Source organism: Variovorax sp. Soil_C_19 (assembly GCF_057657255.1).
Genome location: NZ_JBDGIV010000004.1, coordinates 137340 through 163841 on the forward strand (window position 1 = coordinate 137340; position 26502 = coordinate 163841).

Genomic DNA, 26502 nt, shown 5'->3' on the forward strand with positions numbered 1-26502 from the left:
GCGCTGTGGAAACAAGCAATATGAATATCAACAGGTTTTCAGGTCGCGTCTTCGGATGCGTGCTGATCCAGGTGCTGGTACAGACACTCGGTCATGCAGCCGCTTTCTCGCTGGCCCAGGAGCCGCGCGATGCCAGCGTCGAGCAACCAGCGCCGAACGTGATCGTGTCAGTCGACAACTCGTACAGCATGCGGTGGTCGTCGCGTGCGTCGGACGGCAGCAGGTACCCTCCGAGCGGCGTACCCACTCGCCTGGCTGCGCTGAAAAAGGCATTGAAGTCCAATTTCTCGGAGAGCAAGATCCCTGATCGTCGCATTCGCCTCGCCTGGCAGGCGATGAATCACACGACGACCGAGAGCTGCGTGGGCTTTGCCCCCGATGAAAAAGCGGCCGCTGACTACCGAGCGAGCAGTTGTGTCGTCGATGGCACCGCAAACGCAAACCTGCTCCGCCCATTCAAGGGTGCCCATCGGAAGAACTTCATGACCTGGGTTGACGCGCTGCACGCCGACGGTGGCACCCCCATGCACGCGATGATGGTGCGTGCTGGCGAATACATGAAGACCACGGGAAGGCTGAGTCCCTATTCCGACGATCCGGGCGTGGAAGGCGCCAGCCAGTCGAGCTGCCGCAAGTCGTTCCACATTTTCATGACCGATGGCGAATACACGCTGTTCGGCTTTCAAAACGACCCCGAGACATTTGGCATACCCGACATCGGCAACGCAGATGGCACCCGGCGCGACTTGCCGGGCGGCATCAGATACGAGCCGCGCGCTCCTTATGCCGATTACGCAGGAGCCAAGATTGAGGCGCACCCCTGGACAAAGGGCGAGGATGGCGTGTGGAGGCCGACCGAAGAGTATCGGCCCACGCTCGCCGACCTGGCGTTCCACTATTGGGCCATCGATCTGCAGCCGCAGGTGCCTGACAACGTGAACAAGCTTGATGAGCCGAAGTACCTGGCCAGCAACTCCGAATATTGGAACCCGCGTAACGACCCTGCCAACTGGCAGCACCTGAGGACGCACACGATCGGCTTTGGCTCTGCGTCGTCGTGGACGGGAAGGCCCGCATTCGACAACAAGGCATCGCAACCCACGTACAGCAAAGATTTCGCGGCCTTGGCCGCGGGCACCCTCGCTTGGCCCAATCCGTTGGACGGGACAAGGCCGAAAAACGACGCGCGGCTGCGTTGGGACGAAGCCGGATTCAGCTTTGGTTTCGACTACGACGCGTTCAATCCCTCCATCGTGCGGATGGACCTCTGGCATGCCGCAATCAATGGTCGGGGTCGCTTTCTGCCGGCTGCCAATGCGGGTGCGCTCAATGACGCATTCGAATCGATCCTCGCCCCGCTCGGCTCTGAACCCAGCAAGTCGCGTACCTCTATCTCGGCCAATGCTTCCAAGATTTCGACCAGCACCACGGCCTATCGAGCAGGGTACGACACGGGAGACTGGTCAGGCATGCTTACGGCCACCAAGTTCGGCGAGAAAGCGCGACTCCATAACGAGACCATCTGGGATGCGCGCGTTTTGCTCGACGAACGCATGGCTGAGACGGGTGCGCACGCCACTCGGGAGGTGCTGAGTTTCTCGAGCACCGAAGCGGGCGGTTCCGGCATTCCATTCCTCTGGGACAGCCTTAGCGGTGCACAGCAGGATGCGCTTGCAGGCGTGGCAAATGCTGCGGCCGACGAGAAGAAGAAAACGCATGGACAAGGGGTGCTCGACTTTCTACGCGGCGACCGCAGCAAGGAGGGACCCGGCGGAGATGACTTCAGAGAGCGCGACCATGTGCTGGGCGATATCGTCGGCTCCAGCCTGTGGTATGCCGGGCAGCCGAGCAGCGGCTTCACTCGCGACGCGTATGCCTCCTTCGCTGCGAAGCCTCGCAAGGCGATGGTCTATGTCGGGGCGAATGACGGCATGATGCACGCCTTCAATGCAGAGGACGGCATCGAGGCATTCGCTTATGTGCCTGCAGGCCTCTACGGCACTGCGGACGCGCCTGTTCTCAAGCGGCTCAGCGAGCAAGCGTATTCGCATCAGTACTACGTCGACGGAAGCCCGTTCGTGGCAGATATCTACATGGGTTCCGACGACAGCAAGCTGAAAGAGAACTTCTGGAAGTCGGTGCTCGTCGGAACCCTCGGGGCGGGAGGCAGGGGCTACTTCGTGCTTGACGTCACCAATCCGGAGAATGTTCTGGAGCGCAATGCGACCGGCGTCGTTCTTGCCGATACAACGGTCCTCGCGGACGACGATTTGGGCTATCAGTTCCAGCAACCCGCGCTCGACTCCTTCTCGCGACGAGCAGTGCAGGTCGCATCATTGAACAATGGCCGCAGAGCTTTGATCCTGGGCAACGGCTACAACAGCAAGAACGAGAAAGCGATTCTCTGGATTCAGTACCTCGACGGAGACAAATCGATCCTCAAGATTCCAGCGCCGGCCAGTCAGGTAGCGGGCGCCGCCAACGGCCTGTCCGCTCCGCGGCCGATGGACCGCAATGGCGATGGCAAGATCGACCTTGTCTATGCAGGTGACCTGCTCGGCAATCTCTGGAAGTTCGATCTCAGCGGGGCCGAGAGCAGCAGCTGGAAAGCGATGGAGTCGAGTGCGACCGCCTCGGGCCCCAAAAAGTTGCCGCTGTTCGCAGCTGGCGTCACGCAACCGATCACAGCCGCACCAATGGTCGTCGACCATCCTATGGGCGGCTACATGGTGGTATTCGGCACGGGTCAACTGTTTGCCGAGGGCGATGAAAGCACGATCAGCGCTCAATATCTCTACGGCATATGGGATCGGGCGGGCGCGGCTTCAGATACTGTGGCGCTGACCGACCTTGTGCAACAGACCATCGACACCGAGACGGTCACGGATCTGAGCACTGAAGCGGGGGAGGCTAGGTTCGGCACCGAGTTCCGCACCGTTTCAAACAACAGCGTGCGCTATCGGGAAGAAAGCGGCAAGCGCGGCTGGTATCTCGAATTGCCAACCAGCAAGGAGCGGATCGTCTATCCGGGCGACGTGCTGAGCAACAGCGTTGGATTGTTCTCCACAACGATCCCAGGCACTGCTGCTGACCGCGTCGATTGCACGCCTGGCACCCCTGACGACGGCTGGACCTTACTGATCGACTTCTTCAGTGGCTCGGCGCCTGACGGCATCGTCTATGCCGATTCTGCTGCGGCTGGCCTCTATCTCGGGTACCGAAACTACTCGGGTCGGGACGATCTCAGCTTCATGCCGCCCGGCGACGGGAAGAACGCGGACGTGATCTGCAACGCAGCAGGAGATTGCACGGACGTGAAGCGGCCAGACGCAGTACGCCGCTTCGGCTGGCGCAGCCTGTTCTCGTCATATTGATGAGCGTGGATCTGCCCATGAACAAGAAGACCAGGCATTGGATCCTTGCGAACTCCTGCTCGCGGGGTTTCACCCTCATCGAACTCATGATCGTCGTGGCGGTGATCGCCATCCTCGCGGCCATCGCCTACCCGAGCTATTCACGCTACGTGCTGCGCGCCAAGCGCGCCGATGCGAAGCAGCAACTGCTGCAGGCGGCGCAATGGACCGAACGCTACATGTCGGCCAATGGCCGATATCCGCCCGTTGACGTGGACCTGCCTGCGGGCTTGGCACAGTCCCCTTCGTCGGGCACTGCGAGCTACAGCATCGGCTATGTCGACGGCAGAACCGCCACCACCTACACGCTGCGGGCCGTTCCGCAGGGCGTCTCGGCCAACGACGAATGCGGCACGCTCACCGTCAACCAACAAGGCGTGAAGCTGGCCAACGACAGCACCGATGCCTCGAGCGATGTGGTGCAGTCGTGCTGGAACCGCTGATGCGGCAACGCGGGCTGGCACCGCCCTCCGCGGGCCAGCCTCAGCCTCTCAGATATCCCGCAGCAGCTGCCTGAACTCGTCCACGTCCTCGAAGCTGCGGTACACCGATGCAAATCGCACGTAGGCGACCTTGTCGAGCTTCTTGAGTTCGCGCATCACGAGTTCGCCGACCTTGGTCGAGTCGATTTCCCGCAGGCCGCTCGCGAGCAGCTTCTGTTCGATGCGCAGGAGAGCGTTGTCGATCTGCTCGATGCTCACCGGCCGCTTGCGCAGCGCGAGCATCATCGAGGCCCGCACCTTGGACGAATCGAAATCGGCGCGGCTGCCGTCTTTCTTGACGACGACCGGAAAGTTGACGTCCGGTCGCTCGTAGGTGGTGAAGCGCTTGTCGCAGGCACTGCATTGGCGGCGCCTGCGGACGAAGTCGGCGTCTTCCGAGACGCGGGTCTCGACGACCTGCGTTTCCAGATGACCGCAAAAAGGGCATTTCATGCGGCCACCGCTTGCCGATGACGTTCAGCGGTAGACAGGGAAGCGGCTCGTTAGCGCGTGCACCTTGGCACGCACCGCGTCGATGTGGGCGGTGTCGCGGGGGTTCTCGAGCACGTCGGCCACCAGGTTCGCGGTGAGGCGGGCCTCCTCGTCCTTGAAGCCGCGCGTGGTCATGGCCGGGGTGCCGATGCGCACGCCGCTCGTCACCATCGGCTTCTCGGGGTCGTTGGGGATCGCGTTCTTGTTGATCGTCATGTGGGCGGCGCCCAGCACGGCTTCGGCTTCCTTGCCGGTGATGCCCTTGGCGCGCAGGTCGACGAGCATCACGTGGCTCTCGGTGCGGCCGCTCACGATGCGCAGGCCGCGCGCGGTGAGCGTTTCGGCCACGATGCGCGCGTTGGTGACCACCTGCTGCTGGTACGCCTTGAACTCCGGCGCCATCGCTTCCTTGAACGCCACCGCCTTGGCGGCGATCACGTGCATGAGCGGGCCGCCCTGCAGGCCGGGGAAGATGGCGCTGTTGATGGCCTTTTCGTGCTGCGCCTTCATCAAAATGATGCCGCCGCGCGGGCCGCGCAGGCTCTTGTGGGTGGTGGAGGTCACCACGTCGGCATGGGGCACCGGGTTGGGGTACACGCCCGCAGCCACGAGGCCTGCATAGTGGGCGATGTCGACCATGAAGATCGCGCCGACGTCCTTGGCCACCTTCGCGAAGCGCTCGAAGTCGATGCGCAGCGAATAGGCCGAGGCACCCGCGATGATGAGCTTGGGCATGTGCTCGTGCGCCTTGCGCTCCATCGCGTCGTAGTCGATTTCTTCCTTGTCGTTCAGGCCGTAGCTCACCACGTTGAACCACTTGCCGCTCATGTTCAGCGGCATGCCGTGGGTGAGGTGGCCGCCTTCGGCCAGGCTCATGCCCATGATGGTGTCGCCGGGCTTCAGGAAGGCGAGCATCACGGCCTCGTTGGCCGAGGCGCCGCAATGCGGCTGCACGTTGGCGGCGTCGGCACCGAAGATCTGCTTGATGCGGTCGATGGCCAGTTGCTCGGCCACGTCGACGTGCTCGCAGCCGCCGTAGTAGCGCTTGCCCGGGTAGCCTTCGGCGTATTTGTTGGTGAGCTGCGAGCCCTGGGCGGCCATGACGGCCGGCGAAGCGTAGTTCTCGCTTGCGATCAGCTCGATGTGGTGTTCTTGGCGCGCGGTCTCGGCCTGGATGGCGGCCCAGATCTCGGGATCGGTCTGTTCGACCAGAATGTTGCGTTGGTACATGGCAGTCCTTTGAAGACGAGGTCCTTGTTCTTCAACCAAACAAGGGCTGCCCAGGCGAACGGCTGAACGCCTGTATCGGATGCCAGGCGGCACGCTTCCCAGTGGTATTCCACGTCAGCGCGGGGCACCGGTGAGGATGCTGCGCCTATCGCCAGTCGCGTACGGCGCCAAGTGTAGCGCACCCGGCGTTTTTGCCGATGCCGAAGGACTCAGGAAACGCCGAAGAGCAGCGCGACCTTCTGGCCGTCCGCTGCCGCAGGATCGGCGGGCTGTTCGGTCTTGGGCGGCGCCGCAACCGGGATGGCCTGCGCCCGCACGACCGGCGGGACGACGATGGTCGGGAGGCCGCGGCCATTGGCCACCTGCAGCAGCCGGTCGCGCTCGGCGAGCACCTTGCTGGCATAGCCGCCGTCGTCGTCGAGGTTGGCGGCACCGACGTAATGGCGCAGGCCGCCTTCGACGGAACCGGCGCGCGCAATGCACTCCTGCAGCACCTTCACGCCCACGCGCATGTTGGTCACGGGGTCGAAGGCGGTGAGCGTGCCGCCCGCGCTCTCGTACTTTTCGCCGTGCACGCGTGTCATGACCTGCATCAGCCCCTGCGCGCCCACATGGCTCTGGGCAAAGGGATTGAAGCTCGATTCGATCGCCATGATGGCGAGGATCAGCGTCGGGTCGAGCTTGGTGCGGCTGCCGAGGTGATAGGCCTCGGCGACCAGCACGCTCAGCGGCTCCGGTGCGACGCGGTACTTCTTGCTGAGCCAGAAGGCTACCGCTGCCTGCTGCTTGGGCAGGTCATCCGGACTCGCCGCCGTGGTGCGCACGATCGCGGAGGCGTCGAGGTCGGTGGCTTCGGGCGGTGGCTTGCGTGACTGCAGCCAGCCCATGAGCTGCTCCTCGCCGGTCTGGCGCAGGTCGGGTCGTGCCGCGAGCGCGAGCACCGCGAACACGATGGCCAGCCCGACCAGTGCGAACCCGTTGTGGGTGATTTCAAAAAAGCCGTCTGCCACGTCGGACAGAAAAGTCCGTAGCCCGCGGGCTGTGGCATCAAACGCCTTGTTCATCGCTCTTCCTTTCTATGCGGCACCTGTTCTCAGCGCCGAGGCGATGGAAGGAGGCGGCGGCGCTTGATTGGTACGAACCAGGCTCCGCGCGAGGAGGGAAGATGTGGGTGGGAGCGCGGCGGCCTGATCAAGCCGGGGGAATTCGGCGGCGGATCCAGGGACCTCCTGCTGGATGGACAGCCAGGAGCAGGCGGGATTCTATCGTGGCTAAATACCCGGTCAAGCATATGAACTTGCATTCTTATGCCATTACAAGTTTAAACAATGCCTTGGGGAAAACCCTGATAAAGAGGCGTTGCATTGCCGGCGCGAGGCGCCTAATCTGGACCTGCCTGATTTGTCAGGCGGCTTTCCGAAGTCGAACGGCCCTGTGCAAGTTGGGCTCGAACGACGGAGGATCCAAGGCGGCAATCTCTTGCTGCCAGCTCGGCAGGAACCATTTGTCTTCCTGTTGCGCGAAAAGATGGCATGGGTCTTATGCCCGCCATCAAGCCCGGTAACAAGACATAACGTCGCGTTGCCGGGCTTTCTTGCTTCTGGTCCAGCGCTTCTTTGCGGCACACTCCCGCGATGGATGCAGCTTCGCTCAAACAAAACAAATGGTTGCGACGCGGGATCGTCGCCTTGCTGGTTGTGCTGGGGCTCTGGGCCGTTGCCTGGCTCGCGGTGCCGCCGATCGCCAAGAGCCAGTTGCAGAAGATCGCGAGCGAGGAGCTGGGGCGCCAGGTCACCGTCGGCAAGATCGACTTCAAGCCCTGGACGCTCGAAGTCACGCTGAACGACCTGCGCATCGCCACGGCGGACGGCAGCCGGCCGCAGGTGGCGATCAAGCGCATCTATGCCGACGCGGAGCTGCAATCGATCATCCGCCTGGCGCCGGTGATTGACGCCGTCACGGTCGAGGCCCCGGCCATCCTGCTCACGCATCTGGCGGATGGCCGGTATGACATCGACGACATCCTCCAGAAGCTCGCCGCCGGCCCGCAGCCGGACCCTGACGCGGAGCCCGCGCGCTTCGCGATCTACAACATCTCGATCACCGACGGTGCGGTGGACTTCGACGACCAGACGGTCAAGCGCAAGCATGAGTTGCGCGATTTCGTTCTCAAGGTGCCGTTCCTGAGCAACCTGGCCTCCCAGCGCGACGTCGACACCGAACCCAAGCTCGCTTTCTCGCTCAACGGCAGCCAGTTCGATTCGGCCGCACTCACCACGCCGTTCGCCGAAAGCCGCAAGACCGACGCGCACGTGCAGTTCAAGGGGCTCGACCTGGTGCCGTACCTGGGCTACATCCCGGCCGGCGTGCCGGTGCAACTGCAGGCGGGCACCCTCGACGCGGACCTGAAGATCGATTTCGCGCGCGCCGAGACGGCCGGACTCAAGATCACGGGCACGGTCGAAGCGCATGGCGCGAAGCTCGGCGATGCGCGGGGGCGCGACCTGCTGGCTTTCGATTCGCTCAAGCTCGCGCTGGCCGATGTGCGTCCGCTCGAATCGGTGTTCCACCTGAGCGAAGTCGCGCTGGCGGGGCCGCAGCTCGCGGTGGCCCGCGACGCACAGGGCCGGCTCAACCTGCTCGCGACCGATCCCGCGGGCGGTGCGCCCGAGAAGGTGGCGGCTGTGCCGGCCCCGGCGGCGAGCGCGCCGGACGGCAAGGCACCCCCGAAGCCGAAGCTCCGGGTCCAGGTCGACAAGGTGGCATTGAGCGGCGGCCGGATCGGCTGGCGCGACGAGACGGTGCAGCCTGCGGCGGCGATCCAGGCCACGGCGCTCGGCATCGAGCTTGCCGGCATCACATGGCCGATGGAAAAGCCGGCCCAGTTCAGCGGCAGCACGGCGGTGGCCGGCGCCACGCTCCGGTTCAAGGGCGATGCGACCGACAAGGCCGCGAATGTCCAGACCGAGGTCGAGGCCTTGCCGCTGTCGCTCGCGGCGCCGTACCTCGCGCAAAGCCTGGAGCCCACGCTCGACGGCAAGCTCAGTGGCCAGATCGACGTGGCATGGGCCGCGCCCGAACTCAAGTTCAAGGCGCGGCGCCTGGCGGCAGATGGCCTGGCGCTCACACAGCAGAAGACCGCGCTCGCGAGCGTCGGCCGCTTCGAGCTGGTCGACGCCGAGGTCGACATGACCCGGCACACGCTGAACATCGCCTCGTTCACGGCCACCAATCCCAAGGTTCGCGTCGAGCGCGACAGCGAAAGCCGCTGGATGTTCGAGCGCTGGCTCAAGGCGCCCGCGGGCGGCGCCGCTGGCGCGCCGGCCAAGGTGGCTGCGCCCAAGCCGGCCGGCAGCGGCCCCGGCGCGGCGCCGGCAGGCGCCAACACCAAGCCCTGGGCGCTGACCATCGGCACCCTGGCGGTCGACAACGGCACGCTCTCCTATGCCGACAAGGCCAGCGCCACGCCAGTTGCGGTCGAGATCACCGCCTTCAAGCTGCAGGCGCAGAAGCTCGCGCCCGAGACGGCCGTCAAGTCGCCGCTCCAGGTGTCGGGGCGCATCGGTTCGGGACGCCGGGCCGATCCGGGCCGCTTCGACTACAAGGGCCACGTCGTGCTCAAGCCGCTGGCCGCCGAAGGCCGGCTCGAAGTGGGTTCGTTCCCGGCGCATGCGTTCAAGGCGTACTACGCCGACGCGCTGAACGTCGATATCCGCCGGGCCTTCCTGAGCTACCGTGGCACTGTGAGCTATTCGAGCGCGCCTGCCGGCATGAGCCTCAAGCTGGCCGGCGACACGGCCCTCGACGATTTCCGCGCCAACAGCACCTCGCTCACACAGTCGCCGGGGTTCGACCGCAACAACAACCAGCTGCTGAGCTGGAAGACCTTGAGCTTGCGCGGCTTGCAGGTGGGCCTGGCGCCCAAGGCCGCACCCACGGTGGATGTGCGCGAGACCACGCTCACCGACTTCTTCGCCCGTGTGATCGTCGATCCGAACGGCCAGCTGAACCTGTTGAGCCTCACCAAGAAGGGCGAGGCCGAGGCGAACGCCGCGACCGCGGCCGCGGCCGAAACCCGTCGCAGCCTGGGCGGCACCACGACCACGACGCGCGGCCCCACGCAGCCCCAGCCGCAGCAGCCGCGTGCGGGCGGCGCGCCGCTGTCGGCCGAAGCCATGGTGGGCGGCAGCCCCACGCCCGCGCCGGCAGCGCCGCCCGCTGCCGTTGCGCAGGCCGAGGCCGACACCGGGCCCAAGCCGGTCATCAACTTCGGCCCGATGAGCCTGGTGAATGGCAAGATCGACTTCACCGACCTGTTCGTCAAGCCCAATTACTCGGCCGACCTGAGCGAGCTGACCGGCCGGCTCAGCGCCTTTTCGTCCGACCCGCCGAAGGGCGAGGGCGGACGCCCCGCGCTCGCCGCCCTCGAACTGCGCGGCAAGGCGCAGCAGACCGCCGCGCTCGAGATCACCGGCAAGCTCAACCCGCTCGCCAAGCCGCTCGAACTCGACATCACCGCCAAGATGCGCGATCTCGACCTGGCGCCGCTGTCACCGTACGCGGTGCGCTACGCCGGCCATGGGATCAATCGAGGCAAGATGAGCATGGACGTCAACTACAAGGTGGCGCCCGACGGGCAGCTCACGGCCAGCAACAAGCTGGTGCTCAATCAGCTGCAGTTCGGCGACGCCGTCGAAGGCGCGCCGAACAGCCTGCCGGTGCGGCTCGCGGTGGCCCTGCTGGCCGACCGCAACGGCGTGATCGACGTCGACTTGCCGCTCAGCGGCTCGCTCAACGATCCGCAGTTCAGCATCGGCCCGCTGATCTTCAAGGCAGTGGTCAACCTCATCGTCAAGGCGGTGACTTCGCCGTTCAGCCTGCTGACCGGCGGGCTCGGCGGCGGCAGCGGCGAATCGAGCACCATTGCCTTCGAGCCCGGCAGCGCGGTGCTCGGCGACAGCGCCAGACAGAGCCTCGACAAGGTCGCCAAGGCGCTGACCGAGCGTCCCACGCTGCAGATGACGGTGGTCGGCACCGCGAGCCTGGAGCGCGAACGCGATGCCTACCAGCGCCAGCGCCTGCGCCAGCTCGCGCAGGCCGAGAAGCGACGCATCGCGGTGCGCGGCGGGCAGGCGGGCACCGAAGTGCCGCCCGTCACCGACGCCGAATACCCCGAACTGCTGGCGGCCGTCTACAAGCGTGCCGACATCACCAAGCCGCGCAACATGGTCGGCCTGACCCGGGACCTGCCGGTCAAGGAGATGGAAGACCTGCTGCTCGCGAGCATCCCGGTCGACGAGGAGTCGATCCGGCAACTCGCCGTGGAGCGCGGCGCCGTCGTGCGCGACTACCTGCTGGCACAGAAGCTTGCGAGCGAGCGGCTGTTCCTGGGCGCCGTCAAGACCAAGGCGAGTGGCGCCGATTGGAAGCCCGGCGCTGAACTCGATCTGGCCATGAGGTAGAAACAGTGCAACGCTGGCCGGCCGAGGGTTTCGGTCGCAGCCAGCCCATATGCGGGCAGCGCGCCACGATTCCAGCGTCTTTTAGCTTCAGTTGCGCCGTGGAATTCAACGCCGCGCCCCCAAGTGGGTGAAAATGTCGCGTGCGCCGGCCTTTGCCGGCGCCTTCGCTTTCTCTCTTCAGACAACGACTCGCGCAAGTGACCTCTACTTCTTCCAAGCCCAACGACCTCCAAGCCCTCGACACGCTCACCGGCGGCGCCTTCACCGCGCCGACTTCCGGCGAGCGCGCTGCGCGCATCCGCGAATGGCTCGCGGGCAATCCCGCGCCCGAGCAGATGCAGGAGGTCTTCAAGGAGCTGAGCGGCCGCGACAAGGGCGCGGCCCGCCTGCTGCGCGAAAAGCTCGACGAGCTCAAGCGCGCCAAGGGCCAGGAGGCCATCGCGGCCGAATGGGCGCAAAAAGCAGAAGCGCTGCTGGCCCAGCCCAAGCTCAACATCGCCGATGCACTGGCCTGGCAGCGCGATGCCGCCAAGGCCGGCGCACCCCTGTCGCGCGAACCGCTCGCCGGGTTCAAGGTGCAACTGGCCGACCGTGTGAAGGGCATCGAAGACCTGCAGCATCGCGCGCAGGTGCATCGCGAGGCCGCAGTGCTGCTCGCCCAGCGCTTCGAGGTGCTGTCGACCAAGGGCTGGCAGGACGCCCAGGCCGCCGAGGAGTCGCTGCGCAACGACGTGGCCCATTGGCAGCAGCAGGCCGGCGAGATCACGGCCGACCCCAACTGGAACAGTCTCGACGCGCGCTTTGCGCCGCAGCTCGAATCGTCGAAGGCCCAGTTGCTCGTGGTGTCCGACGCGTTCCACGCGGCACTGGCGCAGGCGCAGGCCGCGGCCGGAGATGCAGCAGCGCCGCTGCCGCCGGTGCCCGTGTGGGCCGACGAACTTCGCGCCGCCCGCGGCGAGGTGGTGGCGCCGAAGGCGGCGCCTGCCAAGCCCGCGGCACCCAAGGTCGATCCGGCCGTGCGTGCCGCCGCCCAGGAGGCCGTGCAGGCTGCGCTCGTCAAGCTGGAGCAGGAAACGGCCGAAGGCCACGGCAAGGCCAGCGCCGGCGCTGCCGCCGCACTGCGTGCGGTGCTCAAGGAGCACGGCAAGCTGGTCGATGCGCCGCTCGAAGCGCGCGTGCATGCGGCGCTGGTGGCGGCCGGCGAACTCGAAGGCTGGCAGCGCTGGAGCGCCGACAAGGTGCGCGAAGACCTTGTCGCCAAGGCCGAAGGCCTGCTCAAGCGCCCCGAAGGCCAGGCGCTCGGCGGCCGCAAGATGCAGGAAACGCTGCGCTCGCTGCGCGACCAGTGGAAGCAGGCCGACCAAGGCGGCGTACCGAACCATGCGCTCTGGAAGCGCTTCGACGAAGCGTGCAACGAAGCCCACAAGGTGGTCGAAGCCTGGCTCGAAAAGGTGCGCGCCGATGCGGCCGAACATCGTGCCCACCGCGTTGCCCTGATCGAGGAGGTGCGTGCCTGGGCGGCAGCCAATGCCGAACCCACAGACCTGAAGGCGCACAACCGCGCGCTGCATCAGTTCGCCGACCGCTGGCGCGATGGCGGGCATGTCGGCGAGAAGGTCTTCGCCGAACTGCAGCCGCAGTGGAACGAGGCCTTCGGTGCGGCGCGTGCGCCGATCGAGGCGGCGCAGAAGGCCAGCATCGACCGGCGCCAGGCCATGATCGCCGAGGCCACCGAGCTCGGTGCCCAGCCCATGCTGCGCATCGATGCCGTCAAGGCGCTGCAGCAGCGCTGGCAGGCGGAAGCCCAAAGCGTGCCGCTCGACCGCCGCCACGAGCAGAAGCTCTGGGATGCGTTCCGCGCGCCGATCGACGACGCCTTCAACCGCAAGACCGCCGAGCGCGAAAAGGCCTCCGCCGCGATGAGCGAGCACGACCGCCACGTGCTCGAGGCTTCCAAGGCGCTCGACGCCGCCAATGCCGAGGGCGACGCCCAGAAGATCCGCGCGGCCATCGCGCGTCTCGAAGCCGCGCTGCGCGGTGAGGCGCCACCGCCGGCCCCCGCGCCGGCACCGGCTGCGAAGCCCGCGGCCGCAGCGTCCGCCGACGGTCCGTCGGTCGGCGCCACCGAACAGGTCGCGCCCGGCCAGGCCGCGGCCGAATTCGGCGAAAGCGCCGAGCAGGCGCCCGCACCCAGCGATGCCGAGGCCCAGCCGGGCACGCCGGCGGCAGCCGCGCCGACCGCCGGCGGCGATCTTGTTGCACCGGCCGAAGGTGCCGACAGTTCCGCGCGCGCCGACAGCGAAGCGCGCGAAGAAGGTGCCGAGCCCGCCGGTTCCGAAGAAGCCAAGGCGCCACCGAAGCCGGCGCCCAAGCCGGTCGTGGCGATGCGCGGCGACGACCGTCCCGGCAGCCGCAGGAACGAGGCGGCCGCGCCCGCGGGTCGCGGCGCCGGCGGCCGGTTTGGCGACCGTCGCGATGGCGGCCGGCCGGGTCCTGGTGGTCCAGGCCGCCCGGGCGACCGCGGCGCACCGCCGCGCGGCGATGCCCGCGGCGACCGCGGCGCGCCGGGCGGACGCTTCGGCGACCGTCCGCCCCGCTTCGAAGACCGAGGACCGCGGCTCGGCGATGCAGCGTTCCGCGCCCAGCGCGAAGCGCTAGAGCGCGCCGAACTGTCGCTGCGCAAGCTCGCGGCGCAGGCCCACGGCGAAGCGCTGACGCAAGTGCTCGGCGCCTGGGAGCAGCGCGACGCCTCGCGGCTGCCGAACGTCCAGGAACTCGGACGCGCGGTGTCGCCGGCGGTGCGCAGCGGCTGGTCGCAGGCCGTGGGCTCGCCGCCCAAGGCGGCAGCCGACGAAGCGTCTGAAGCGCTGTTGCGCCTCGAGATGGCGGCCGAAGTGCCGACGCCCGCCGAGCAGATCGACGCGCGCCGCGCGCTTCAGCTCAAGCTGCTGACCAAGCGCGGCGATCCCACGCCGGCACAGACCTGGGGCCAGGACGCCGGCAAGGTGCTGGCCGCGCCGCACGATCCGGCGACCGCGCGCCGGCTGCAGAATGCGCTCAAGGCACTGTTGCGGAAGTAGGCCGCGCCGAGCCTGAAGGCTGACGAGAAAAAGCGCCCGCGACGGGCGCTTTTTCTTTTGCGCGATGCAGGGCGATCAGGTGCTGCGGCGGCCGAAAAACGCGTCGAACAGCGCGAGCACCGTTGGAAAGTCGCGGCCGAAATTGGCGCGGTTCACGAAGTAGGCTTCGCACGCCACCGCGAAGAACTCGCTGATCGAGGTGGCCGCATAGTCGTCGAGCCACGGCGGCTCGGCGCCGAAGCGTTCGGCCAGGATGGTCTTCTCGCGAAAATCCTCGTAGGCCGGCTGCAGCACGGCGAGCCAGGCGGCGCGGGCCTCGCGCGCGTTGCGCTTGCCGCCGAAGCCGGGCGGCAGCGGCGGGCAGCCGTCGGCGTCGCCGCCGCGCATGTCGATCTTGTGCGCGAACTCGTGGATCACGACGTTGTAGCCGCCGTCGCGCGTGATGCCGCTGGCCAGCACGTCCTGCCAGCTCAGCATCACCGGCCCGCGGTCCATGGCCTCGCCGGCGACCACCTCGTCGTACTCGTGCACCACCTGCGCTTCGTCGACCACCTTGCGGCGCGCGACCACCTCCGACGGGTGAACCACGATGCCGACGAAATCGGCATACCAGTCGAGCCCCCCCTTGAGGTGAAGTACCGGCAGCACCGCCTGCGCGGCAATTGCGAGTGCCACCTCGTCGGTGATCACGAAACCTTGCGTGCCATGGAATTCCTTGTCGCGCAGGAACTCGGCCGTGAAGGCGCGCAGCCGCTCCTGGTCGGCCGCAGGCAGTTCGCGCAGAAACGCATAGCGCGCGAGCGTGGCCTGCCAAGCGGCATCGGGGATCGGGGGCAGGGCGCGCAGCCGGCGCAGCCACTTGAACATCGGCTAGCGCAGGTCGACGCGTTGTGCGCCCGCGGCCGAAAGGCAAAGCAGCTGCGCGCGCGGGGGATGCGCCGCGACGTCCCAGTCGCTGAGCACCATGCGTCGCAGGCCCTCGCCCAGATCATGATCGGCCGGCTGGTGCGTGTGACCATGCACCAGCGTGCGCGCGCGGGCCTGCTGCAGCCATTCGCGCGCAGCACCCGCGTCCACGTCGGCCCAGAGTGCCGCGGGATCGCGCTTGCGGTCCTCGCTTTGCGCGCGCATCGACCGTGCGAGCGCCCGCCGCTCGGCCAGTGGCCGCGCAAGGAACGCGGCCTGCCATTCGGGCGTGCGCACCTGGGCGCGAAAGCGCAGGTAGTCGGTGTCGTCGAGGCACAGCGCATCGCCATGGCTCAGCAGCCATCGCTCGCCGTGCAGCACCAGCACTGTCGGATCATCGAGCAGCGTGAAGCCGCACTGAGCGGCGAGCGCCGGACCGATGAGGAAGTCGCGATTGCCGTGCATCACATACACCGGCAGCCGCTCGGCCGTGCGGCGCAGCAGCTCGGCGCAATCGGCCTCGAAGCCGGGCAGGGCGGCGCAGTCGTCGCCGACCCACACCTCGAACAGGTCGCCGAGGATGATCAGCGCATCGGCCGGCGTGGTCTCGAGGTAGCCGCGCCAGGCTTCGAAGGTGGCGGGCTCGCCGGCCTGCAGGTGCAGGTCGGAGAGCAGGTCGACAGTGCGCCAGGCGGGCGGGGCGATGAGCTCCTTGAACGCCGGTTTCGCCGCCATGCCCATGCCGTGTGCCCGCTTGTTTTGCGTTATTCCGAAACGAGCACGGCCTTCTCGATCACCACGTCCTCGAGGGGCACGTCGTCGTGGAAGCCCTTGCGGCCCGTCTTCACGGCCTTGATCTTGTCGACCACGTCGGTACCGCCGGTGACCTTGCCGAACACCGCATAACCCCAGCCCTGGGCGGACGGTGCGGTGTGGTTCAGGAAACCGTTGTCGGCGATGTTGATGAAGAACTGGGCGGTGGCCGAGTGCGGCGCGCTCGTGCGGGCCATGGCCACCGTGTAGTTGTCGTTCTTGAGGCCGTTGTTGGCTTCGTTCTCGATCTCGGCGCCCGTGGGCTTTTGCTTCATGCCGGGCTCGAAGCCGCCGCCTTGCACCATGAAGCCGGGAATCACGCGGTGGAACACCGTGTTGTCGTAGTGGCCGTTCTTCACGTAGTTGACGAAGTTCTCGGCCGACTTCGGCGCCTTGGCGCTGTCGAGTTCGAGCGTGATCACGCCATGGTTCTTGATGTGCAGTTCGACTTTGGGATTGGTCATGGGGATTCCTTCTTTCTTCGGATGCTTGGAAATTACTTCGCCAGCAGCGTGGCCGACTTGATGATGATCGGTTCGAGCGGCACGTTCTGCATGCCGCCCTTGTTACCGGTTTGTACGGTGCGGATCTTGTCGACCACGTCGGTGCCGCTCACCACCTTGCCGAACACGGCGTAGCCATGGCCGTCGGGATTGGGAGCATTGAGCGAGTCGTTGTTCTTCACGTTGATGAAGAACTGCGAGGTGGCCGAATTGGGGTTGCCGGTGCGCGCCATCGCGATGGTGTAGCGGTCGTTCTTCAGGCCGTTGGAGGCCTCGAGCGGGATCGACGCGCGTGTTGGCTTTTGTTGCATATCGGGCGTAAAGCCGCCGCCCTGGATCATGAAGCCGTCGATCACGCGATGGAACACGGTGCCGTCGTAATGCTTGTCCTTGACGTACTGCAGGAAGTTCTCGACGGTCTTGGGCGACTTGGCCGGATCGATTTCGAGCACGATGTCGCCGGCCGTGGTGGCGAGCTTCACGCGCGGAGCAGCCTGCTGCGCGTGAGCGGCACCGGCGAAGGCCATCGCTGCGGCGAGCACAAGGGCGCCGCGGCGGCTGAAGCGAACGGACAGGGAAAAGGCTTGGACGTTCAAGGAAGGCTCCATGGACAAAAGATGGGGGCGCGAATCGGGATCAGCGACGCTGTCGCGGTGCAATCGGCACGGCTGCAGGCTACTTGCTCACGCGGCCAACCGGCTTGCGGGCTTCGGGCGGCGCAGCCGGCAGCGCTGCGGCCTCGGCTTCGGCCTTGGGCGTGAAGATCTGGCGGATCAGCGCCAGCTTCGGCGCGACGCTGGTGGTGGTGCTCGCGAACTGCTGCGCGCGGATGTACTCCTGCGCTGCAAGGCGCGCATAGACGTCGCCGAGGTTCTCGTGCGCCGTGGCGTAATTGGGGTTGAGCCTGAGCGCCTGCTCGAGTGCGGCGCGTGCCTGGTCGAACTTGCTCTGCGCGGCATAGAGCGCAGCGAGGTTGTTGTAGGGCTCGGGCAGTTCGGGGAAATCTTGCGTGAGCTGCGTGAACGCGGTGATCGCCTCGTTCTGCTTCTTCTGCTCGGTGAGGATCACGCCGCGCAAGAAGCGCATCTGCGGATCGCGCGGCTTGCCGGCAATGTAGGCGTCGGCCTTGGCCAGCGCCTCGCTCGACTTGCCCTGCCGCAGCAGCTGATTCACTTCGTCGTAGTCGTTGGCGTGCGCGGCAACGCTGCACAGCCCGATGAGCAATGCGAAGGCGATGGCGGTGAGTCTGGAGAACGCGACGTGCTTCATGAAGCCTCGGGGCAGGGTTGGGGAACGCGGGCCTCGAAAACACCCGGCATGCACACGGCAGGCAGCCGTTTATACTGCGATGATTGTAGCCGAGGGGCCATCTCCATCCCCTCGCAGCCACTGCCCCGCCACCCCTGAAATACCCCGTCGTTCGCCCGTGCCGTACGTGCGCGAAGCGACGCTTTTCGAACCTCATGAGTCTGCGCATCTACAACACGCTCTCGCGTGAACTGGAGGAGTTCTCCCCATTGCAACCGGGCCAGGTGCGCATGTACGTGTGCGGCATGACGGTCTATGACCTCTGCCACATCGGACACGCCCGCATGATGATGGCGTTCGACGTGGTGCAGCGCTGGCTGCGCGCGAGCGACTATGCCGTGACCTATGTGCGCAACATCACCGACATCGACGACAAGATCATTGCCCGTGCGGTCCAGCGTGGCATCTCCATCCGCGCGCTGACCGACGAGGTGGTCGCGGCCATGCACGAAGACATCGGCGCGCTTCGCATCGAACCGCCCACCATCGAGCCGCGCGCCACCGAATACGTGCCGCAGATGGTCGGCATCATCGAAACGTTGGAGCAGAAGGGCCTCGCCTACCGTTCCGACAACGGCGACGTGAACTACGCGGTGCGCAAGTTCCCGGGCTACGGCAAGCTCTCGGGCAAGTCGCTCGACGAACTGCACGCGGGCGAACGCGTGGCGGTGCTCGACGGCAAGCAGGATCCGCTCGATTTCGTGTTGTGGAAGTCCGCCAAGCCGAACGAGCCCGACGATGCCAAGTGGGAAAGCCCTTTTGGCATGGGCCGCCCGGGTTGGCACATCGAATGCTCGGCCATGAGCTGCGCCACGCTCGGCGAGACCTTCGACATCCACGGCGGCGGGGCAGACCTGCAGTTTCCGCACCACGAGAACGAAATCGCGCAGAGCGAAGGTGCCAACGGCAAGCCGCTTGCGCGCTTCTGGGTGCACAACGGCTTTGTTCGCGTAGACAACGAGAAGATGTCCAAGAGCCTGGGCAACTTCTTCACGATCCGCGAAGTGCTGCAGAAGTACGACGCGGAAAGCCTGCGCTTCTTCCTCGTGCGCACGCACTACCGCAGCGCGCTCAACTACAGCGATGCGCATCTGGACGATGCGCGCAACTCGCTCAAGCGGCTGTACACCGCCCTCGATCTGGTGGCGCCTGCCACCGTGTCCATCGACTGGGCGCAACCCCATGCAGCGCGCTTCAAGGCGGCGATGGACGAGGATTTCGGCACGCCCGAGGCCATCGCCGTGCTGTTCGAGCTGGCCGGCGAAGTCAACCGCACGAAGTCCGCCGAGTCCGCGGGCCTCCTCAAGGCGCTGGCCGGCACATTGGGGCTGCTGCAAGGCGATCCGAAGGCATTTCTCCAGGCAGGCACCACGCTCGACGAAGCCACCATCCAGTCGCTGATCGACGCACGCGCCGCCGCCAAGGCCGCGAAGAACTTCGCCGAGGCCGACCGCATCCGCAGCGACCTTCTCGCGCAGGGCATCGTGCTCAAGGATTCGCCGACCGGCACCACCTGGGCCGCCGCGCAGTGAACGGGACCACCAACCCCATGCCTGCGTCCAGGAAGTCGGCAGTGGTACAGATCTACACGCCCGACTACTGGGAAGAGGCCTGCAAGCACCTGGCCAAGAAGGACCGGGTGATGAAGCGCCTGATACCGAAGTTCGGCGACGCCTGCCTCGAGTCGCGCGGCGATGCGTTCACCACGCTCGCGCGCAGCATCGTCGGCCAGCAGATCTCGGTGAAGTCCGCGCAGTCGGTCTGGGATCGCTTTGCCGCATTGCCGCGCAAGCTGACCCCGGCCAACGTGCTCAAGGTCAAGGTCGACGACATGCGCGCGGCGGGGCTCTCGGCGCGCAAGATCGAATACCTGGTCGACCTCGCGATCCACTTCGATTCGGGCGCGGTGCACGTCGACGCGTGGAAGGACATGTCGGACGAGCTCATCGTCGACGAGCTCGTGGCGATCCGCGGCATCAGCCGCTGGACCGCCGAGATGTTCCTTATCTTCCACCTGATGCGCCCCAACGTGCTGCCGGTGGACGACCTGGGCCTGCTCAACGGCATCAGCGTGAACTACTTCTCGGGCGATCCCGTGAGCCGCAGCGACGCCCGCGACGTCGCCGTGGCCTGGGCGCCTTTTTGCAGCGTGGCGACTTGGTATATTTGGCGATCGCTGGATCCCGTGCCAGTCGCGTATTGAACAACAGGAGAAGACGTTGGCAAAACGAACCTTCCTCGACTTCGAGCAGCCCATCGCGGAGCTCGAAACCAAGATCGAAGAACTGCGCTATGTACAGACCGAATCCGCGGTCGATATCTCCGAAGAGATCGACCAGCTCGGCAAGAAGAGCCAGCAACTCACCAAGGACATCTACAGCGACCTGACGCCCTGGCAGATCACCAAGATCGCACGGCATCAGGAGCGGCCCTACACGCTCGACTACGTCAACGAGATCTTCACCGACTTCGTCGAACTGCACGGCGACAGGCACTTCTCCGACGACCTGTCGATCGTGGGCGGGCTCGCGCGCTTCAACGGCACGCCCTGCATGGTGCTCGGCCACCAGAAGGGCCGCGACACCAAGGAGCGCACGGCGCGCAACTTCGGCATGAGCAAGCCCGAGGGCTACCGCAAGGCGCTGCGCCTCATGAAGACGGCCGAGAAATTCAAGCTGCCGGTCTTCACCTTCGTCGACACGCCCGGCGCCTACCCCGGCATCGATGCCGAGGAGCGCGGCCAGTCCGAAGCGATCGGTCGCAACATCTACGAGATGGCGCAGCTCGAAGTGCCGATCATCGTCACCATCATCGGCGAAGGCGGCTCGGGCGGTGCGCTCGCCATCTCGGTGGGCGACCAGGTCCTGATGCTGCAGTACTCGGTCTATTCGGTGATCAGCCCCGAAGGCTGCGCATCGATCCTCTGGAAGACCAGCGACAAGGCCCAGGAAGCCGCCGATGCGCTCGGCATCACGGCGCACCGGCTCAAGGCCCTCGGCCTCGTCGACAAGATCGTGAACGAGCCAGTCGGCGGGGCGCACCGCGACCACCGCCAGATGGCCGCCTTCCTGAAGCGCGCGCTCAACGATGCGTTCCGCCAGGTCAGCGACCTGAAGCCCAAGGAACTGCTCGACCGCCGCTACGAGCGCCTGCAAAGCTACGGGCGCTACAACGACACCAAGGCCGACGCCGGCAGGTAAAAGCCCCCGGCCACCCTCCGCCCCATGAACGAAGCCTTCGAACGCGCCATGGCCGCGTTCGAGCCGGCGCACCTGCCGCTGGCGGTGGGCTTCAGCGGCGGCGCCGATTCGACGGCGCTGCTCGCGGCCTGTGCCTCCGCCTGGCCGGGCCAGGTGGTCGCCTTTCACGTGCACCACGGGCTGCAAGCCGCCGCCGATGAATTCGAGCGGCATTGCGCAGCCATTTGCGAACGCCTCGGCGTGCCGCTCGTGGTGCGCCGCGTCGATGCGCGGCATGCGAGCGGCGACAGCCCCGAAGACAGCGCACGCCGTGCCCGCTACGCGGCCTTCGCGGCCATCGCCCGCGAGGTGGCGGCACCGGGCCCGGTCCGCGCGCTGGCGCTTGGCCACCATGCCGACGACCAGGTCGAGACCCTGCTGCTCGCGCTGTCGCGAGGCGCGGGGCTTCCGGGCCTGGCAGCAATGCCTGCACGCGCGCAGCGCCACGGCCTCGAGATCTACCGGCCGCTGCTGTCCGTGCCCGGCACGGACATTCGAGCGTGGCTCCGGGGCGTCAATCTGCCCTGGATCGAGGACCCGACCAATGGCGACGAGCGCTACACGCGCAACCGCATCCGCGCCGTGCTGCTGCCGGCGCTCGAACGGGCCTTTCCGCAGTTCCGCAGCACCTTCGCGCGCAGCATCGGCCACGCAGCGCAGGCGCAACAGCTGCTCGGCGACCTGGCCGCGCAGGACCTGGCCGCGGCGGGAGACCCACCCCGCATCGCGGGCCTGCAGGCACTGCCGCGCGCGCGCCAGGCCAACCTGCTGCGGCACTGGCTGCTGCAGGCGCATGGCGCCACGCCGAGCGCCGCGCAGCTCGAGCAGTTGCTCGACCAGGTTCGCGCATGCACCACGCGCGGCCACCGGATCCATCTCAAGGTGGGCACGGGCTTCATCGAGCGGCGGGACGATCGGCTGCATTGGTACAATTTCCGGCCCTCGCCCGAGGCTTCGCGCTGACGGCTTGCAGGGCGCGCGCCCGCACACCGGCAAGGGTCGGGTGGGGCGGCTTCTTTCTTTTCTCTGAATTCACCCATGGCATTGATCGTTCACAAATACGGCGGTACGTCGATGGGCTCGACCGAGCGCATCAAGAATGTCGCCAAGCGCGTCGCCAAGTGGGCGCGCGCCGGCCACCAGATGATCGTGGTCCCGAGTGCCATGAGCGGCGAAACCAATCGCCTGCTCGGCCTGGCCAAGGAACTGGCCCCGAGCAAGCCGGGCGCGGCCCATGGCCGCGAGCTCGACATGCTCGCCGCCACCGGCGAGCAGGCCTCGTCCGCGCTGCTGGCCATCGCACTGCAGGCCGAGGGCGTCGAGGCCGTGAGCTATGCGGGCTGGCAGGTGTCGGTGCGCACCGACAACTCGTACACCAAGGCCCGCATCGAAAGCATCGACGACGCACGCGTGCGCGCCGACCTCGATGCCGGCAAGGTCGTCGTCATCACCGGCTTCCAGGGCGTGGACGACGCGGGCAACATCACCACGCTGGGCCGCGGCGGCAGCGACACCTCGGCCGTGGCCGTGGCCGCCGCCATGAAGGCACACGAGTGCCTGATCTACACCGACGTGGACGGCGTCTACACCACCGATCCGCGCGTCGAGCCCGATGCGCGCCGCCTCACGACCGTGAGCTTCGAGGAGATGCTCGAGATGGCGAGCCTGGGCTCCAAGGTTCTGCAGATCCGCTCGGTGGAGTTCGCCGGCAAGTACAAGGTCCCGCTGCGCGTGCTTTCGAGCTTCACGCCCTGGGACATCGACATCAATGAAGAAGCCAAGTCAGGCACGCTGATCACTTTCGAGGAAGACGAAAACATGGAACAAGCCGTTGTATCCGGCATCGCTTTCAACCGCGACGAAGCCAAGATCTCGGTGCTCGGCGTGCCCGACAAGCCGGGCATCGCGTACCACATCCTCGGGGCCGTGGCCGATGCCAACATCGAGGTCGACGTGATCATCCAGAACCTGAGCAAGGATGGCCGCACCGACTTCAGCTTCACCGTGCATCGCAACGACTACGCGAAGACCATCGACCTGCTGCAGGCCAAGGTCATGCCCTCGCTGGGTGCCACCGAGATCGTCGGCGACACCAAGATCTGCAAGGTCAGCATCGTGGGCATCGGCATGCGAAGCCACGTCGGCGTGGCCAGCAAGATGTTCCGCGTGCTGAGCGAAGAGGGCATCAACATCCAGATGATCTCGACCAGCGAGATCAAGACCTCGGTCGTGATCGACGAGAAATACATGGAACTTGCAGTCCGCGCGCTGCATAAAGCCTTCGATCTCGATCAACCGGCCGCCTGATGGTGGCATAATCTCGGCTTCTTTCAGGAACTGTGACCGAGTGGCCGAAGGTGCTCCCCTGCTAAGGGAGTATGGGGTGTAGAGCCTCATCGAGGGTTCGAATCCCTCCGGTTCCGCCAGCTAGCAAAAACGCCCCTCACGGGGCGTTTTTCATTTGTTCTTCCGTTCTTCCTGCCTCTGATCCCGCTGCGCCGAGATCGCCGGAGCGCCTCGGAAATTAAATTTCGAACGGTCGATCTATTTTGCCAAATCAACTTGGCAAGCGAATTGAAAATCGCCAATCGCTATTGAGCGGTACTAATTCTCGCTTTCGCACGATTTCGTAACCAGGTGCACGATTTCCACATGCGAGGTGCGCATTTTTTGCGGACTGCGGCGATGTGTTTCTTTAGATTCCCCCTCAAGGGCAAAATCCGTTAACGCTTGAATTCATGACAGGTGGCACGCGGCGGATTTGACCGAACCACGATCGCTCGAAGGAGCGACCGGTCCATTGATCAGTGTGAGGGGGTGGTCGTTTTGCAAATTGCCGTACTAGATCCGTTGCTTCGTTCCAGAGAAATTGCCCGCCGTGCCATTTGCAGGCTGGGGCACACGCCAATAATTTTTACCAGTGTGGAAGAGCTGCAAAAGCAAAGCGCGGTTGCGGCTCAATTCGAAGCCCTGCTATTGGCTTGTCCCAGAGACCCAGCCGTATTCCAGCCGCTCATTGCACAAGCCCGTGAAAGCCTGGGTCGGCATTTCCCGCTGGTTCTCAGTGCCTGCAAGAGCCAGTTCCGGGTGATTTCGGTACTTCATACCGATTCGGCGTCCACGGTGGTTCATGCGCCATCTTCGTTCGAGGACAGCTACCGCACGCTCGAGGCCTACCTGCAGCGCCGCAAGGTGCCGATCGCCGAGCGCGTCATGCAGTGGGGCGACTACCGCTTCGTCCTGCATCAGGACAAGGCGGAGCGGGCCGGCGATGTCATCAAGCTGCGCCCGCTCGAGTTCGACCTGGCCGTGGCCTTCTTCCGCAACATCAACCGCCCACTGTCGCGCGAATGGCTCTTCAGGCATGTATGGGGCCGAAACGACAACGATCATCCGGTCTCGCGATCGCTGGACGTCAGCGTGTCGGGTCTGCGCCGCAAGCTCGGGCTGCATGCCCGCTCCAAGGGCCCTTGCCTGCAGGCGATCTGGGGGCAGGGCTACCAGCTCAGCGAGATGGCCGAGCCCTACGAGGCACAGAGCCGGCACGGCTTCTGAGGCCGAGTGCGCACGCCCGCCCCGGGCTTGCGCGCGAGAGCCGCCAAGGATGAGCTCATCGTCTGCCGGTGAGAATCCAGGGTTCACTGGAGTTGACCGTGGATTCTTCCTTCGCACTGCTCGACGACTGCGGCTCGACGCCGGACCGCCCCACGAGCCGGCTGTACACCCGCTTCGTGCGCGCGCATCGCGCTGTCGACGCGGCCGACCTCGACGCCGCATGGGCGCGCGTGGATGCCGACCTGCGCCAGGGGCTGCATGCGGTGCTGCTGGCTGACTACGAATGGGGCGCCAGGCTGCTGCAGGCGGGCGAGCGGCGGCTTGCGCCCGGCGACAGCGCGGCGCTGCGCGTGCTGATGTTCCGCGACTGCGCGCGGCTTTCGGCCGGCGAGGCCGGCGCCTGGCTCGAACGATGCGAGCCCGACAGCGCCGCCGCCGCGCAGTCCGCGGGCGTGATGGACCTGCAGCCCGGTATCGGTGAAGCGGAATTCACCGCCGCCATCGCGCGCATCCATGCCGCCATTGCCGCCGGCGAAACCTACCAGGTCAACTTCACCTACCGGCTGAACGGCCAGGCCTACGGCTCGCCCGTGGCGCTGTACCGCCGCCTGCGCGAGCGGCAGCCGGTGGCCTACGGCGCGCTGATCGCGCTGCCCGAGGGCGGCGAGATCACGCACGTGCTCTCTTGCTCGCCCGAGCTGTTCCTGCGCCACGCGCGCGGCGTGCTCACCGCGCGCCCGATGAAGGGCACCGCCGCGCGCGCCGATGTCCCCGAGGCCGACAGCGAAACGGCGCGCCGGCTCGCGGCCGACGCCAAGAACCGCGCCGAGAACGTGATGATCGTCGACCTGCTGCGCAACGACATCGGCCGCGTGGCATGCATCGGCTCGGTGAAGGTGCCCACGCTGTTCGCGGTCGAGCCCTATGCCACGGTGTTCCAGATGACCTCCACCGTCGAGGCGCTGCTGCGCCCCGGCGTCGGCATGCCCGAGTTGCTGCGCGCCGCGTTTCCCTGCGGCTCGATCACCGGCGCGCCGAAGCACCGCACCATGGACTGGATCGCCGAGCTCGAAGGCACGCCGCGCGGCCTCTACTGCGGCGCCATCGGCTGGGTCGATGCGTCGGCCGAAGGCGAGGCGGTCGGCGATTTCTGCCTCTCGGTGGCGATCCGCACGCTCACGCTCGGCGCGTCCGAGCGGGGCCTGCGGCCGCTGCGGCTCGGTGTCGGCGCGGGCATCGTGCACGACAGCCGCGCGGCCGACGAGTTCGAGGAATGCCGCCTCAAGGCCCGCTTCCTCACCGCACTCGACCCCGGCTTCGAACTGTTCGAGACCATGCTGGCCACGCCGGGCGAGGGCATCCGCTACCTCGAGCGGCATCTCGCGCGGCTCGCGCGCAGCGCCCAGGCGCTCGGCTTCGCGTTTGACCGGGCGGCCGCGCTGCAGGCGCTGCGCGACGCACTGCCCGCGCTCGCGCCGGGCCAGCCGTCGCGGCTGCGCTTGGCGCTCGCGCACGGCGGGCGCATCGGCATCACGCATTCACCACTGCCGCCGCTGCCGCTGCCGCCCGGCGCGGTGAAGCTCGTGATCGCCGAAGCGCGGCTGCCCGATGCGAACCCGCTGGCCGCGCACAAAACCACCTGGCGCCAGCACTACGATGCCGGCGTGCGCGCCGCCGAGCGTGCCGGTGCCTTCGACAGCCTGTTCTTCACGGCCGACGGCCGGCTCGCCGAAGGCGGGCGCAGCACGCTGTTCGCGCGCATCGACGGACGCTGGTGCACGCCGCCCGTCGCCGACGGCGCCTTGCCGGGCGTGATGCGCGGCGTGCTGATGGACGACTCGATCTGGCTCGCCGAGGAACGCAGCCTCTCGCTCGACGACCTGCGCGCGGCGCAGAAGCTCGTGGTGTGCAACGCGTTGCGCGGCGTGCTGCCGGCGCAGCTGGTTCCGCCCGACGCCGCGCCGGCATCGGATGCCGGTGCGCGCTTTCGGGAACCTTCGGCAGCCTGAAGCCGCCGCG

General features: G+C 66.5%; 19 protein-coding genes, 1 tRNA gene and 1 riboswitch. Of the genes, 12 read left to right on the plus strand and 8 right to left on the minus strand.

Features of this window, described 5'->3' with window-relative positions; genetic code table 11:
* The first annotated feature begins 20 nt into the window (after positions 1–20).
* The gene (locus tag AC3A6R_RS10415) at positions 21–3374 is read left to right on the plus strand and encodes a pilus assembly protein (protein ID WP_487861467.1); all 3354 of its coding nucleotides are present in this window, start codon (positions 21–23) and stop codon (positions 3372–3374) included.
* Between the two features lie 17 nt (positions 3375–3391).
* On the plus strand, positions 3392–3856 hold the full coding sequence (locus AC3A6R_RS10420) for a type IV pilin protein (protein ID WP_487864397.1): 465 nt from the start codon (positions 3392–3394) through the stop codon (positions 3854–3856).
* A gap of 48 nt (positions 3857–3904) precedes the next feature.
* Here the strand turns inward: AC3A6R_RS10420 and nrdR are convergent, their stop codons facing one another.
* From nrdR to AC3A6R_RS10435, 3 genes are all read right to left on the minus strand, one after another.
* Complete coding sequence (gene nrdR, locus AC3A6R_RS10425; protein ID WP_106934830.1) at positions 3905–4348, minus strand: transcriptional regulator NrdR; 444 nt, start codon at positions 4346–4348, stop codon at positions 3905–3907.
* 24 nt (positions 4349–4372) lie between these two features.
* Positions 4373–5617: a serine hydroxymethyltransferase gene (gene glyA, locus AC3A6R_RS10430; protein WP_487861465.1), complete on the minus strand. Its 1245-nt coding sequence runs from the start codon at positions 5615–5617 to the stop codon at positions 4373–4375.
* A gap of 41 nt (positions 5618–5658) precedes the next feature.
* A riboswitch (ZMP/ZTP riboswitch) is annotated at positions 5659–5786 on the minus strand.
* 40 nt (positions 5787–5826) lie between these two features.
* Positions 5827–6681 carry a transglycosylase SLT domain-containing protein gene (locus AC3A6R_RS10435; protein ID WP_487861464.1) on the minus strand — a complete coding sequence of 285 codons (855 nt, stop codon included), beginning with the start codon at positions 6679–6681 and terminating at the stop codon, positions 5827–5829.
* A 570-nt stretch (positions 6682–7251) separates the two neighbouring features.
* Between AC3A6R_RS10435 and AC3A6R_RS10440 the strand changes: the two genes are divergently transcribed.
* Together AC3A6R_RS10440 and AC3A6R_RS10445 are read left to right on the plus strand one after the other, a co-directional pair.
* Positions 7252–11079, plus strand: a complete 3828-nt coding sequence (locus AC3A6R_RS10440) for a DUF748 domain-containing protein (protein ID WP_487861463.1) — start codon at positions 7252–7254, stop codon at positions 11077–11079.
* 197 nt (positions 11080–11276) lie between these two features.
* Positions 11277–14159 (plus strand): DUF349 domain-containing protein, encoded by a 2883-nt coding sequence (locus tag AC3A6R_RS10445; protein WP_487861462.1) that lies wholly within the window; start codon positions 11277–11279, stop codon positions 14157–14159.
* Positions 14160–14234: 75 nt separating this feature from the next.
* Here the strand turns inward: AC3A6R_RS10445 and AC3A6R_RS10450 are convergent, their stop codons facing one another.
* The 5 genes from AC3A6R_RS10450 to AC3A6R_RS10470 all read right to left on the minus strand — a co-directional run bounded on the left by AC3A6R_RS10450 (position 14235) and on the right by AC3A6R_RS10470 (position 17650).
* Complete coding sequence (locus tag AC3A6R_RS10450) at positions 14235–15026, minus strand: M90 family metallopeptidase (RefSeq protein WP_487861461.1); 792 nt, start codon at positions 15024–15026, stop codon at positions 14235–14237.
* A gap of 3 nt (positions 15027–15029) precedes the next feature.
* The gene (locus tag AC3A6R_RS10455; protein WP_487861460.1) at positions 15030–15800 is read right to left on the minus strand and encodes a UDP-2,3-diacylglucosamine diphosphatase; all 771 of its coding nucleotides are present in this window, start codon (positions 15798–15800) and stop codon (positions 15030–15032) included.
* Between the two features lie 29 nt (positions 15801–15829).
* Positions 15830–16342: a peptidylprolyl isomerase gene (locus tag AC3A6R_RS10460; protein WP_487861459.1), complete on the minus strand. Its 513-nt coding sequence runs from the start codon at positions 16340–16342 to the stop codon at positions 15830–15832.
* Between the two features lie 32 nt (positions 16343–16374).
* A complete protein-coding gene (locus AC3A6R_RS10465; RefSeq protein ID WP_487861458.1) occupies positions 16375–16989 on the minus strand; it encodes a peptidylprolyl isomerase in 615 nt (204 codons plus the stop codon).
* Positions 16990–17056: 67 nt separating this feature from the next.
* Positions 17057–17650 carry a tetratricopeptide repeat protein gene (locus tag AC3A6R_RS10470; RefSeq protein WP_487864398.1) on the minus strand — a complete coding sequence of 198 codons (594 nt, stop codon included), beginning with the start codon at positions 17648–17650 and terminating at the stop codon, positions 17057–17059.
* Between the two features lie 194 nt (positions 17651–17844).
* On the opposite strand from AC3A6R_RS10470, the gene cysS reads away from it, so the two are divergent.
* The 8 genes from cysS to pabB all read left to right on the plus strand — a co-directional run bounded on the left by cysS (position 17845) and on the right by pabB (position 26492).
* The gene (gene cysS, locus AC3A6R_RS10475) at positions 17845–19221 is read left to right on the plus strand and encodes a cysteine--tRNA ligase (RefSeq protein ID WP_487861456.1); all 1377 of its coding nucleotides are present in this window, start codon (positions 17845–17847) and stop codon (positions 19219–19221) included.
* Positions 19222–19238: 17 nt separating this feature from the next.
* Positions 19239–19892, plus strand: coding sequence for a DNA-3-methyladenine glycosylase family protein (locus AC3A6R_RS10480; protein WP_487861455.1), 654 nt, complete (start codon positions 19239–19241; stop codon positions 19890–19892).
* 16 nt (positions 19893–19908) lie between these two features.
* Positions 19909–20889 carry an acetyl-CoA carboxylase carboxyltransferase subunit alpha gene (locus AC3A6R_RS10485; protein ID WP_487861454.1) on the plus strand — a complete coding sequence of 327 codons (981 nt, stop codon included), beginning with the start codon at positions 19909–19911 and terminating at the stop codon, positions 20887–20889.
* Between the two features lie 24 nt (positions 20890–20913).
* Positions 20914–21891: a tRNA lysidine(34) synthetase TilS gene (gene tilS, locus AC3A6R_RS10490; protein ID WP_487861453.1), complete on the plus strand. Its 978-nt coding sequence runs from the start codon at positions 20914–20916 to the stop codon at positions 21889–21891.
* A 75-nt stretch (positions 21892–21966) separates the two neighbouring features.
* Entirely contained in the window at positions 21967–23235 is a 1269-nt protein-coding gene (locus tag AC3A6R_RS10495) for an aspartate kinase (protein WP_487861452.1), read from the plus strand.
* A 26-nt stretch (positions 23236–23261) separates the two neighbouring features.
* Positions 23262–23354 (plus strand) — tRNA-Ser (locus AC3A6R_RS10500).
* 661 nt (positions 23355–24015) lie between these two features.
* The gene (locus AC3A6R_RS10505; RefSeq protein WP_487864399.1) at positions 24016–24483 is read left to right on the plus strand and encodes a winged helix-turn-helix domain-containing protein; all 468 of its coding nucleotides are present in this window, start codon (positions 24016–24018) and stop codon (positions 24481–24483) included.
* Between the two features lie 98 nt (positions 24484–24581).
* Entirely contained in the window at positions 24582–26492 is a 1911-nt protein-coding gene (gene pabB / locus AC3A6R_RS10510) for an aminodeoxychorismate synthase component I (RefSeq protein ID WP_487863172.1), read from the plus strand.
* Positions 26493–26502 lie beyond the last annotated feature (10 nt).